Here is an 11853-nt window from a genome sequence, read left to right on the forward strand (position 1 = left end):
CTCCTCCTCCCGGAAGAAGCCCTCAACCGTATGGAGAAGGCTTTGACCTAGGCCACGTCTGGCTTACCTGCTCTGCCCGCCGGCTCCCGGACCTATCCGATAAGCAAAGCTCCCACCCGAAGGTGCCCCAGTCATGCCACAAGTCCACGCCGACAATCAGGTGAAACCGACCCATGCCGAATACGAGGCCCTGTACCCAGACGCGGACTGCGGCACCGTGACGCACGCCGTCTACCGTGCCGAACAAGGCTTCGAAGTCACCACCTTGCCGGCATTCCTGCCTGCGGCTAACGCCTGTACCCACGCCACCGGGCACACCTTGCACCACTTCGGTGCCGAACAAGCCGAGCTGGGCACCGATCACGCCATCGGCGCCGACGACATCGACCGCGAACTGAGTCCCGTCACGCCGACCGGGAATCAGCCGGGGGACGCGGTGGCGATGGCCGACCGCCTATTCGCTCTGTTCACCGCGATGCCGCACGAGCAGCTCGCTTTCGTGGAGGCATCATGCAGCTAAGCCTCGCCGATGCCGTCATGCGGCTGTCGCTCCAGACGCATCCGGCTCCCTTCTCCCTGGTCCAGTTCTACCCGGCACTCTCCCTCTATCGCGTCGAGCGCCCCTACTCGGCGGAAGAGCTCGACCGAGCCGCCGCGTATTTCTTGCGCGGGAATCCTTTGTTCCACTCCGTCCACCACGCGCACTGGACGTTCGACAGTCCCGAGGACTTCCCTGTCTCCAGCTTCCAGGACACGGTGAACCGGTGGTATCCCGCGTGCGCCGACGGTTTCCTCCTGGCGTCCGTGACCTTCCGCAGCGACCCCACCCTGCAAGGAATCTTCACCTCCTTCCCGATGGGACTCCAGGACGGTTACCGCTGTTTCCACTTCCACCAGCAGCTCATGAGCACGCTGAAAGCCGGGCAGGACACTTTCCGCATCTCCCAGCGACTGGATGAACTGGGCATTGACGTGGCGGATTTGGCCCGGAAGGTCCCCCGGTGGGAAAAGGACCCGCAGTCGGCCACCGCCCAGAAGATTCCGTTCGCCATCGAAGAATCCACTCGTCCCGCCACCCCAGCCGGCCCCTACCTCGACAACGTGGTCCAGCGGTTTTCACGCCGGGGTTGCGAAAACCTCATCTTTGTCAAAAACGCCCTGCGGGCGACGACCGTCCCCCTCGGCAGCTTCATGCTCTTCCTGAACGTCCCCGCCGACGTGGTCCACTCCACCGACGGCAACGGCCTTCGCGCGTACTGCCGAGCCCAGGAAGACATCGTGCTGCGGCAGATCGCCGCCCTCGACAGCGACGAAGCCTTCCGCACCGCCGGGAAAGCGGTGCTGCCCGCACTGCACGACCTGCCCAGCCGCTGCTTCGTCAACAACTACGGAGACGTGACACTCTTCAGCGGACGTGCCGAACATCCCGAACGGGGCCACCTGCTGTCCTACCAGTGGCACATGCCCGCCATCGTCCTCGGGCTCGTGTCCGGGCCCCGCGACGCCGTGGCGTGGACCATCACCATCGACGGCCGTGCCTTCGACTTCGCCTCATCCGACATCTGAACGACAAGCCACGAGGAACGCCTAGATGCCGCAGCACTGACGCACGGCGACGGTTCGGCTCGCTCTCGGGCCGTCTCTCACCGTTCGGAAGAGGACGGATAGAACATCGTCTGTGAAACGGGACGGGAAACGCGCACCTGTCACCGGCTGCGCCGAACCGTCTCAGAGCCCCGCGGTGTTTGTCACAGGTGAAGGCGGGCGACGTCTTGTCGGGAGAGCGCGTCGGTTGTGCGCAAGGCACGGGCGATGTGTTGCTCCACCGTGCGTGGAGAGAGGCGCAGGGTTGACGCGGGGTCTCGGTTCGTCATGCGGCGCACTGCGGGGCTATCGGCCGTGAGCCTCGTGGCGGGGGAGGGGCCCGACATCGGCATGCCGACCGGGGCGAATGGCGGCGTGGCTTTGTCCGGGGCCGGGGCCGCTTCGTGCGGCGAGGGCGTCGGCGATGGCGCCGGTAGCGAAGGCGTAGACAGCTTTGTGCAGCACGTCGATGACGAGTTCCTTGCGGGGCCAGGTGTGCGGCGGGGCGCCGACACCGGTGGCGTTTTCGAGGATCTGGTCGTTGGTGAGGCGTACGACGGTGAACTTCGCCGAGGCGGCCGGTCCGCGCAGTCCGGAGTGGGCCATGGTCGAGCGCAGCACGCCGAGGAGGGCGGCCTGGCCGAAGTGCATGGCCCAGTTCACCGGCAGCGGCTGCTTTCCGGGGTGTTCGGGCATGCCGGTCAGGCGTTGGAGGACCCGCGCGGGTACGTGGGAGTCGGGCCGTTTTGTGATGGCCTGTTCGAGTTTCTCGCCGAGAGTCATGACGACGCCGCCGGCGGTGCCAGCGATCAGTCCCTGCCACAGTGCGCGCTTGATCATGCTGTTGCGGGTACCCGGTGCCAGTGCTCTGACCCACCGGTCGGGGCGGGACTCCACCCCACCGCCGGACGATTCGCCCATATACCGCGGCTGGCGGGTGCGCGGCTTGGGCGAGGGGGTAGGCGTGACGGGCAGCGAACTGGTCCCGGTACGGCAGGAAGGCAGACTCATGAGCGCATCGGACCACCCGCACACGGTCCCCGGTGCACGGCCCGAGCCGCGCAGGTCAATGGTGGTGTGCGGAGTGATCGGGGTGGCGGTAATGGCCGCGGTCGATGAGATCGTCTTTCACCAGCTCCTGGGCTGGCACCACTTCTACGACCGCTCCACCCTCAGCGTGGGTCTGCTCTCGGACGGGCTGCTGCACACCGCTGAGCTGTTGGCCCTGGTCGCCGGGTTCTTCCTGTACGCCGATCTGCGCCGCCGCCGTGCCCTGGTCCCGGTCCGCGCCTGGGCCGGGTTCTTCCTGGGCCTGGGGACCTTCCAGTTGTTCGACGGGATCGTGGACCACAAACTGCTGCGTTTGCACCAGATTCGCTACGGCGTGGATGTCACCCCGTATGACTGGGCGTGGAACATGGCCGGTCTGTTGCTGCTGCTGATCGGCGTGGTGCTGGCTGTACGCGCAGGCCGCCACGGCAGGACGGCGTCGTGTTGATCATCGCGCACGCCCATCCCGGCCCGGCCACAGGCCCTGGCTTGGTCGAACTGGCCACCGCTGCCCTGGCGTTGCTGGTGGCCGCTGTCTATCTGGTGGCCGCGGCCCGTCTGCGGCGGCGGGGGGACGCCTGGCCCTGGTGGCGGGATGTGTCTTTCACCGCGGGGGGCGCGGGGGTGGCCTGGGCGGCGGTGGGCGAACTACCGGGTGGGCCTTTCAGCGCCCACATGGTCCAGCACCTGATCGTCGGCATGGCGGCCCCGCTGCTGCTCGTCCTGGCCCGCCCCCTCACCCTGGCCCTGCGCGTCCTGAAGCCTGGTGCGGCGCGCCGGGGGCTGCTGGCTTGTGCGCACTCCCGTACCGCAGGGGTACTGGTCTTTCCGCCGCTGGCGGCCCTGCTCGATGTCGGAGGGTTGTGGCTGCTGTACGGCACCGATTTGTTCGAGGCGATGCAGCACGAGCCGCGGTTGCACGCCGCCGTGCATGCGCACGTCCTGGCCGCCGGCCTGCTGTTCTCCTTCGCCGTCTGCCAGCTCGATCCTGTGCGCCGCCGCTGGAGCCTCTTCCTGCGCGGGGCGACACTGCTGGCCGCCGGCGCCGCGCATGCCGTACTCGCCAAGAACCTGTACGCGGCAGCGCCGCCCGGTACTGCTTTCACCACCCCAGACCTGCACACCGGTGCCCAGGTCATGTATTACGGCGGCGACCTCATCGAACTCGCCCTCGCCGTCGCCCTGGCCGTCCAGTGGTACGCCACCACCGGCCGCGCCCACGCCCGGCAGACCACGGCACCAGTCATGTCCTCGGCACGCCGACCGGCCTGAACCTCTCCGCCGCCGCCAACATCTGCGGCGTGACTGCCGCCCTCGCCACCCTGGCCGGCTGACCCGATCCGGTCCGCAAGGGGACCGCTCGCGGTGCCAACTTGAGCCTCGGCGGGAGGCGTACGGGGAGCCCTCGGGGAAGGCGTGCGGGCAGGAGGGCCGCTCGGGCGAAGTCATAGCGGCACCCCGGCCGGCCCCCTGAGCGCCGTCAGTCCTGTCCACCGTCCTCGTCGTCGAGCCCAGCTGCCGTCCGGGTCGCGCAAGGGCCGCAGTCCACCGTGGGCCGACATGAAGGCGGGGAAGCTGTAGCGACCGAGCACGTGGAGATCGCGTGAGCGGGGCCGTGAACTGAGAGGACGGCTCCAGGTCGCACTTCTGGTCTGATCATTGGGCCGAGGGTGTGGGGAATACGTGCCTTACGTTGCAAATTTCCGGGTACGTGGAACGGATCTAGTCCCCGACCCCGGAGACACACATGTCGTTCAATCCGCTTGAGCAGCGGGGCATCCCGCTGGACCGACAGTTGCGTAACTGGCGTGAGCTCAATGTGGCGCCGATCGACCCCGATCACTGTGATCCGTACACCCGATGCCGCATCATCACGATGAACGGCATCGAGGTCGAAGCGATCATGTTCAGCCACCAGATGGCCCGCCACTGTCCGGACCTCGCGGTTAAGCAGCAACTCGCACGCACGCGCTACATCGAGGCCCAGCAGCAGAAGGCCGTGAACTGGCTTTTGCCGGGGGTTTCCTCTGTGTTGGAGACGACGATCGCCTACGAGCAGGTGGCAGTGGACCTGACGGCGTGGGTGGCTCGGATGGAGCCTGACTCGTATCTGCAACAGGCGTACCAGTTCGGTGTGCTGGAGGACTTCGATCACCTGTACCGGTACGCCAACCTGTACGAGATCATCGAGCACCGCAAGGCCGAGAAGATCGTGGACGGCCTGACCGAGGTCATGCCTGGGCGCCCCACTCCGCTGCACCACCGCGCCCCGGTTGACAACGTGCGCGAGCCGTACGACAAGAACACCGTCAACCCGCTGTCCCGGCTGCACGCGCTGACGATCATGTCGGCCGAGCAGCAGACGATGAACTTCTACATGAACACCGGCCCCACCTACATGGAGCCGATCGCGCGGCAGCTCTACCAGGAGATCGGCCTCATCGAGGAGGAACACGTCACCCACTACGAGTCACTCGTAGACCCGGGTGAATCCTGGTGGGAGCAGCTCGTCCACCACGAGTACAACGAGTGCTACCTGTACCACTCCTTCATGCAGCAAGAGAGCGATCCCAAGGTCAAGGCCATCTGGGAGCTGCACCTGAACATGGAGCTGGAGCACCTGCATATCGCGGCGGACCTGATGCGCCGGTACGACGGCCGGGAGGCAGCCGAGGTATGTGCGCCCTCCCTGCCCAACGTGCTCACGTTTGAGCCGAACAAGGGCTATCTGCGGGAGCTGATCGCCAACCAGCTCGATCTGACCACGCTTGGCACCGGATACGTACGAGAGGCCCACGAGCGGTTCGAAGCGATGCAGGAGGCCATCCACGGTGGCGAGCCGGCCCCGAGCGACCAGGTTCTGGCCCAGCACGACGCCATGATCGGCGGGGACTACCGGCTGGAGACCGAGGGCGAGCACCCGGTTCCCGAGCTGCGATCGGCCAAGTGACCACCGCCCCGCTCGATCACCCCGCCGACGATCACCAAGGAGAGCGGCATGACCGAACAGGCTGAACAGTCCGACGCCCCGCCGATCGACGACAACGACGTGGTGGCCTTGCTCATGCGCCAGCACGGTGAGATCCGCAACTTGTTCGACCAGGTGGAGACCACCACGGGCGAAGAGCGCAAGGACGCCTTTCGTAGGCTGGTGCGCATGCTCGCCGTCCACGAGACCGCTGAGGAAGAAGTGGTGCACCCCTTCGCACGTAAGGCCTTCGGCGACGCCGGGCAGGTCGTGGCCGACCGCCTGGAGGAAGAGCGCCTGGCCAAGGAAAAGCTCAGCGCCCTGGAGGACATGGGCACCGAGGACGCGGCATTCTTGCCCGCTTTGCTGGAGCTGCGCACCGACGTGATGGAACACGCGCGATCCGAGGAACGCTACGAGTTCGCGCACCTGCGGCGCTCGACCGACCCCGAGCGGCTGGTCACCATGGCCAAGGCGGTTCGGGCAGCCGAAGCCATGGCACCAACCCATCCCCACCCCGGGGTGGAGTCCGGTGCCAAAAACATGGCACTGGGCCCGGTGGCCGCAGTCATGGACCGGACCCGGGACGCTGTCCGCAAAGCCATGGGCAAGGACGGTGGCAAGGCATAACCACAGGCCGGAGGGGGACGGGCAGGGACGAGTCCGAGCTCCGGGACCACCGTGCCCGGGGGCCCGGCCAACGGCTCGAAACTCAAGGTGTTGAAGGTCCACGGTCTCCGACGCCGGCGGCAAGAACTGGAAGGCGACTCCGGTCAAGTTCATCGGCGGCAAGCGGGCGCTCCACCTGAGCCATCCCAAGAACGCGGCCTCTGTCTCGTTCAAGGTGGCACTCGACGACAAGCAGGGCAGTATCGCCAACCACACCATCATCCAGGCGCACGGCCTCACCAAGTAGCCGCCATGCCACTCAGATCACCGCAGAGCCTCGTACGCAGATACGGGGACTGAGCCTGACAGCGGTCCTTGCCACCCGATCGTAGGTGGCAAGGACCCTCTGTTTTCGCGCGTCTGGTTCCGCGTGACACCAGCAGTTCGACAGAGGTGTCCGTTCTCCCGGCAACTTCGCGGGTGGAAGGCGTCACCAGGACCCGCTGGTGTCCAAGGTGCCGCGATCGACCGCGGCTCGATGTACCTGCTGCCCGGCAGCTCGCTTCTCGCGACGGCGACAGGCTCCCGTCCGATGGGCGAGGTTGATACGGGTCCGGTCGGCGTCACCCCTGCACCTGTGGGGATCACCTGGTCCGCTCGCGTGGGGCCCGCGCTCATGCAGCGGTGGTCGGCCCCGCACGCGCGGGGATGGTCCAGGACATGCAACAGCAAGCAAGGATTGATGGCCTCGCCGAGCCGGTGATCTTCCGCGAGACTGCGCGGCTCCATGAGGTGCAGGACTCCCGCGCATTGTTTGAGGATTTCTCCCAGGTGTTAGGGGCTGCGCATGTGCGTCGCGCCGCCGAGTTACGCGCACGCGGGCATGCACTGCCAGGTGTGCCGTCGGTGCTCGCGATGTTGGCTGTCCGGCAGGGGGTGCGGCAGACGGTGGTCACCGGCAATGTCAGGTCGGCCGCCGAGGTCAAACTGGCAACCTTCGGGCTTGGCCGTCACCTGGATCTGAGTATCGCTGCTTTCGGAGAGGATGCTGACGAGCGTCCGGACCTTGTCCGAATCGCCCTCCAGCGAGCGCGAGTTCCCGCGCGGCATGCAGTGCTGCTTGGGGATACTCCTGCCGATGTGAAAGGTGGCCTTGGCGGTGGTGTGCGAGCGATCGGCGTGGCGACGGGGCGTACGACTGCTGACGATCTGCGTGAGGCCGGTGCCTCGGTGGCGGTGGGGGACCTTACTGACACCGAACGCATGGCCCGTCTCATCGCCGGGTGATCCGCCGCCTGACCAACTGCCACGCCCCCGCCGCCGCCACCGCTCCTGCGCATCCACAATGGAATGCTCACGCGAGGTGGAGTGCGGTCATCCGGTCCTGAGATGGCAAGTCGTCCCCGCAGCCGCGCGGATGGTCCGAGGCGTACGACTGGGCACGCGACCCGCAGACCGTCGCCCCCGCACTCGCCTCCACGGGGATGGCCCGCTTCGCGACAAGTGAGGTTCGGTCGGCCCCGGTTCGTTCCTTCAGGCCACGATTCGGTGGACGTGCAATGGATGCACGTATCCGCAATGGCGTCCATGCCTTGTGTGCCCCGTGGTGTGATCACGGGTGGTCCGCTGACAGGTGGCTGACGGGCGGCGTTCGGCGGACGCTGCGACGGACGAGATCGAAAGGCGGGGCTCGGCCACCAGATCGAGGCCTTGGTCCCTTTTCCGGACTACGTATCTTGCCCGGACTACGTAACCTGGTCGGGTCTGTCAGTGCGGCCATCGGCATTGGACCGGCCATCGTGGTGAGTGGGCCTTTGCAGGTCGATTCCGGCCAGGGCCGCGGCCTCGAACGCCAGGCCCTCGTGGTTCGTTCAACAGGGCGGGACGACGTCCTGCGGCTGCCAGGCATACGTCCGGTCCAGCAGCGGCACACGGAGTCAAGCCACGTGTCAGCCCCAGCACATGCCGAAGGCAACAGGACTCTTCAGCGTTCCGACCGCGTGCACGCAGCCGTCGGCCGGTTGGAGCAGACGACGGTCATCCGGGCCCTGTCCGAACGGTGTGCCGAAGGCGTAACACGTGGCAGGCAGCGCGGCGGGATCACACTGCACCTCCAGTACGAACTGGCCGGCCGGTGCAGCCTGGTGGACAGAGAACTCACGCGCTTCGGGGCGTGGTTCGGCATGTGTCAAGGTCGCAGCTAGGGGTGGCGGAGCGGACGTGCGCGGGTTCAGCCGGTTCCGCTACGTGGGTGCTGAGCAGTGTTGCCGTCGCGCTCCCGTGAGCCTTTGTGCCCACGCGCTGTTGTGACCGGCCGACGCCGCTGGAAGCGGTCAGTCGGTCAGTCGGCAGTGCATCTACGGATCGACCCGGCGGTGTGCCCATAGCGACTGCAACCCACGGACAGGGGAAGCGGTGGGTACGCAGCGGCGAACACCCGTGAGGCCGCGAGGTGGAGGGTTCGTCTTCGGTGGTCACCTGGCGAGGTGCCAACGCTTAACTGTGAACGCTCCGCCCTCCATGGACATGCCCACGTCACGGTGCAATGGTTGTGCCCGTCGCCCGAAGATCACGTTGCGAACCTGGGCGCGAAGACCCCGGACTGACTGTCCAACGCCGCGCTGACCTGCGACGAGAGGAAGGGACCCGCCAGCGGCGGCCGGACCGGTTCGGTAACGCTCGACAGTGCGGTCCACCTCGATGTGAAGCACTGTCAGTTCATTCCACTTCCCGCAGGCACGCACCTCACACTTGCCTGCCCTCCATACCCCACTCAGATGGAGCCAGTTCCATGAGACTGACCAAAGCAATAGGCATTCCCACCGCTCTCGTCCTCAGCGGCCTGGTTTTTGCCACCACCGCCTCGGCGGGTACCGCGCCCCAGTCGTCGGGTGCCGCACCCCAGTCGTCGGTCACCGCTCAGCACGGCACCACCGAGAAGGCGCAGGCCGAGCACGGCATGGGCTTCAGGCTGGATGCGCCGCCGAAAGGCTTGAAGGCTCCCGCGTCCGCCCCTTCCAAGGCGGCACTCAACGACATCGCGCCGATCAAGCGGACCGCCGCAGCCCCGGAAAGCTACGACCTCACCGAGTTTGCGGTGCCGCCCGGCGACCAGGGCAAGGTCGGCTCCTGCGTGGCCTGGGCGACCGGCTACTCCGGCTACGGCATTTTGATGAATGAGCAGAAGATCGCTAACGGCCCAATGGCCCCTATGTTCACCTATGCGCAGATTGCCAAGGGTAACGACCGGGGCACCTGGGCCTCCGTCGCGCTGCCGATGCAGAAGGACCAGGGCATTGACACCAAGGCCCACTACTGGCAGGGCGACTTCGACTACACCACCCAGCCGGACCGCGCCGAGCGCGCCAACGCGGCCAAGTACAAGCTCTCCGGCTTCACCAAGCTGCCGACCGAGGGCAGCAGTGCGAAGACGGCCATCAAGGACTCGATCTCCCGAGGCATGCCCGTGCCGATCGGCTTCGAGGTCCACAAGAGCTTCCAGAAGCTCAACTCCACCACTGCCGGCAACTACAGCTACCTCCCGGGTAGCGACAGCGCCGACCCGGCCATCGGCGGTCACGAGGTGACCATCATCGGCTACAACAGCAAGGGTGTGAAGATCGAGAACAGCTGGGGCACCGGGTGGGGCGCCAACGGCTACTTCACCGTGCCGTGGAAGTTCTTCGACATCGGCGACGTCAACGAGGCCCACGCCATGGGCAAGCTCGTCAAGAGCTGACCCGCTCTGAGCTCCGGCGGACCCCTCCGACTCCGCCGGAGTTCGTAGCAAGAACCTGCTTCTGATGCTGCGCTCGACGGACCGCGCGGTTGAGCGCGGGCCACCGGTGTACGTACGGCCCCGGTGCTCCCACCGTGTCGATCTTCGGGCGACTCGCTCACGTGATCGGCGCGAACGGTGCTCCGGGGCCGTCGTACGGCATGCCGGCCCTCTTCATCCCCGTCTGTCGCGCATACGCAGATGCCCTGCCCAGGATTAGTGGGGAGGGCATCCGCACGTCAAGCTACCGTCCCCCGTATGCCGTTCCCCTGGCTCGCTCCCTCTGCGGCACCTCGACCACATCACGATCACGATCACCAGCAGCGATGACGCCGACCGAGCACCACGCCTAGCAGGATCAGTTCCCTCACAAGACATTGATGCGCATGTCTGGGGGCTTACCCGTTCACGCCTGGGGTGGACGGCGCCGACCCCAACGGCCAGCGCCTCGCGCCCCTCGCGCTGCGAGTGGGCCGGGGCAGGCAGTTCAGTCTCCAGCGGACGTACCCGCCGTACTGGTGGGAGGGAGTCGGCAAGAACGAACGATGGGACACACAGTGGGCGGGAACGCCTCTTCGTCTTGTCATCGAGTGCCCGCGAGAAAGCTTCGACTCCTGGCTTGTCCCCTACGACGTGTCTTGTCCGCTACGAAGTTAAGAGCCCGCAACTTCCTGCGTGGTGGACGCCGCCTATCGAGAGCGCCGCAGACCGCGCTGCGGGGTAGGGTCTGGTGCTGATGCCCTGTCACGACGACATGCCAGCGCATCAGGATCAACTGCCGGTGCCTGAAGGCTGTAGCCATCCGGGCAGACGGGACCAGCGGGACCACGCTCGCCCACCGGGCCCGAGTCTCAGCGCTCACCTTGTGGCCTTCGCCGCGGCGCAGACTCGCCTCGCCGTAGGCGCGCAGGTACACCAGGTGTCCGTGTGGTACCCAGATGTTCGGGGCCGGCCGGGCGAACCTCATCTTGGTCGCGATCAGGAGGTTGTTCGGGTAGAGGTGGAGAGTGTGCTCATCGAACTCGCAGCCAAGGAACAGGGATGGGCTGTCCGCACCGCAGGCCGTGACCGCTGGCAACCTGTTGACTTCGACGGGCTCATCCTCTCGGCCCGCCCCAAAAAACAACTAAACGAAAACGGCCACCCGGCCCGGTAAAGCCCCAGCTCAGCAAGTGTCGGCCCCGCCGCGCGGGGATGGTCCGGACGTGACGACGGTGACGGGGCTCAACAAGGGGTCGCCCCCGCACGCGCGGGGATGGCCCGCGGCTCTCGCCCCGGGCCGCGCCCCGCCGCGATCGGGCTGCCAGCCCTTCAGCCGAGGCGAGGGATGGCGCCATGCGCGAGCTGGTATCCGTACGACCGACCCGGCACCGTGCCGCGTCCCACTCGGGGAGTGGCCGCTCGGCGTACTCATCGGCTTGACCTTGACGCCAGTGTCAAGGTCGTAGCATCCCCACCATGTCGAAGGAAATCGGGATGCGGATCGGAGAGTTGGCCGGCCTCACCGGCGTCAGCCCCCGATCACTGCGCTACTACGAGCAACAGGGTCTGCTGGCCCCGCAGCGCGCCGACAACGGTTACCGCGCGTACGACCGGCTGGATGCCGTACGGGTCGCGAACATCAAGGTCGCCCTGGACGCGGGACTCACCCTGGAGGACGTACGCCCCGTTCTGGGGAGGGGCTGCCTGGACGTGCCGCTGCGGCAAGCCCCGTACTCCGACGAGTGGTTGATCCTGGCCACTGACAGGCTGGCCATGCTCGATGATCAGATCGCCGCGCTTCAGGGGCTCCGGCGACGGCTGGTCAAGCACATCGACGAGACGGTGGCCACTCGCCCAGTAGTGGAGGGCGAGGACTGACGAG

Annotated in this window: 11 protein-coding genes; 10 read left to right on the forward strand and 1 reads right to left on the reverse strand. The window is 66.8% G+C overall.

The annotated features are described in order from the left end of the window. Positions 1-133 precede the first annotated feature (133 nt). Positions 134-520 carry a hypothetical protein gene (locus tag FHS42_RS00710; RefSeq protein WP_184568509.1) on the forward strand — a complete coding sequence of 129 codons (387 nt, stop codon included), beginning with the start codon at positions 134-136 and terminating at the stop codon, positions 518-520. Next, complete coding sequence (locus FHS42_RS00715; RefSeq protein WP_184568510.1) at positions 511-1566, forward strand: hypothetical protein; 1056 nt, start codon at positions 511-513, stop codon at positions 1564-1566. Before FHS42_RS00710 ends, FHS42_RS00715 begins: the two co-directional genes overlap by 10 nt. A gap of 324 nt (positions 1567-1890) precedes the next feature. Here FHS42_RS00715 and FHS42_RS00720 read toward each other — a convergent pair whose 3' ends face one another. Then, entirely contained in the window at positions 1891-2424 is a 534-nt protein-coding gene (locus tag FHS42_RS00720; RefSeq protein ID WP_184568511.1) for a hypothetical protein, read from the reverse strand. A gap of 169 nt (positions 2425-2593) precedes the next feature. Here FHS42_RS00720 and FHS42_RS00725 point away from each other — a divergent pair, with 169 nt between their 5' ends. The 8 genes from FHS42_RS00725 (at position 2594) to FHS42_RS00760 (ending at position 11849) form a co-directional block, all read left to right on the forward strand. Continuing rightward, positions 2594-3082: a DUF2243 domain-containing protein gene (locus FHS42_RS00725; protein ID WP_184569002.1), complete on the forward strand. Its 489-nt coding sequence runs from the start codon at positions 2594-2596 to the stop codon at positions 3080-3082. Then, positions 3076-3906, forward strand: coding sequence for a cytochrome c oxidase assembly protein (locus FHS42_RS00730; RefSeq protein WP_312866646.1), 831 nt, complete (start codon positions 3076-3078; stop codon positions 3904-3906). The genes FHS42_RS00725 and FHS42_RS00730 overlap by 7 nt, the downstream gene beginning before the upstream one ends. Positions 3907-4381: 475 nt before the next feature. Beyond that, positions 4382-5584 (forward strand): ferritin-like domain-containing protein, encoded by a 1203-nt coding sequence (locus FHS42_RS00735; RefSeq protein WP_184568512.1) that lies wholly within the window; start codon positions 4382-4384, stop codon positions 5582-5584. Positions 5585-5632: 48 nt separating this feature from the next. Beyond that, the gene (locus FHS42_RS00740) at positions 5633-6232 is read left to right on the forward strand and encodes a hemerythrin domain-containing protein (protein WP_184568513.1); all 600 of its coding nucleotides are present in this window, start codon (positions 5633-5635) and stop codon (positions 6230-6232) included. A gap of 699 nt (positions 6233-6931) precedes the next feature. Further along, positions 6932-7498 (forward strand): HAD family hydrolase, encoded by a 567-nt coding sequence (locus FHS42_RS00745; protein ID WP_246494087.1) that lies wholly within the window; start codon positions 6932-6934, stop codon positions 7496-7498. A gap of 1504 nt (positions 7499-9002) precedes the next feature. Further along, positions 9003-9950, forward strand: coding sequence for a C1 family peptidase (locus FHS42_RS00750; protein ID WP_184568515.1), 948 nt, complete (start codon positions 9003-9005; stop codon positions 9948-9950). 1048 nt (positions 9951-10998) lie between these two features. Then, on the forward strand, positions 10999-11145 hold the full coding sequence (locus tag FHS42_RS38455) for a type I-E CRISPR-associated endoribonuclease Cas2 (protein WP_312866647.1): 147 nt from the start codon (positions 10999-11001) through the stop codon (positions 11143-11145). 302 nt (positions 11146-11447) lie between these two features. Further along, positions 11448-11849 carry a MerR family transcriptional regulator gene (locus FHS42_RS00760; RefSeq protein ID WP_312866648.1) on the forward strand — a complete coding sequence of 134 codons (402 nt, stop codon included), beginning with the start codon at positions 11448-11450 and terminating at the stop codon, positions 11847-11849. The last annotated feature ends 4 nt before the right edge of the window (positions 11850-11853 follow it).

The organism is Streptomyces zagrosensis (assembly GCF_014203645.1).
GTDB lineage: Bacteria > Actinomycetota > Actinomycetes > Streptomycetales > Streptomycetaceae > Streptomyces > Streptomyces zagrosensis.

Bases quoted from the DNA above. Each gene is read 5' to 3' on its own strand.
- FHS42_RS00710 (WP_184568509.1), top strand. From the start codon at position 134: ATGCCACAAGTCCACGCCGACAATCAGGTGAAACCGACCCATGCCGAA.
- FHS42_RS00715 (WP_184568510.1), top strand. From the start codon at position 511: ATGCAGCTAAGCCTCGCCGATGCCGTCATGCGGCTGTCGCTCCAGACG.
- FHS42_RS00720 (WP_184568511.1), bottom strand. From the start codon at position 2,424: ATGATCAAGCGCGCACTGTGGCAGGGACTGATCGCTGGCACCGCCGGC.
- FHS42_RS00725 (WP_184569002.1), top strand. From the start codon at position 2,594: ATGAGCGCATCGGACCACCCGCACACGGTCCCCGGTGCACGGCCCGAG.
- FHS42_RS00735 (WP_184568512.1), top strand. From the start codon at position 4,382: ATGTCGTTCAATCCGCTTGAGCAGCGGGGCATCCCGCTGGACCGACAG.
- FHS42_RS00740 (WP_184568513.1), top strand. From the start codon at position 5,633: ATGACCGAACAGGCTGAACAGTCCGACGCCCCGCCGATCGACGACAAC.
- FHS42_RS00745 (WP_246494087.1), top strand. From the start codon at position 6,932: ATGCAACAGCAAGCAAGGATTGATGGCCTCGCCGAGCCGGTGATCTTC.
- FHS42_RS00750 (WP_184568515.1), top strand. From the start codon at position 9,003: ATGAGACTGACCAAAGCAATAGGCATTCCCACCGCTCTCGTCCTCAGC.
- FHS42_RS00760 (WP_312866648.1), top strand. From the start codon at position 11,448: ATGTCGAAGGAAATCGGGATGCGGATCGGAGAGTTGGCCGGCCTCACC.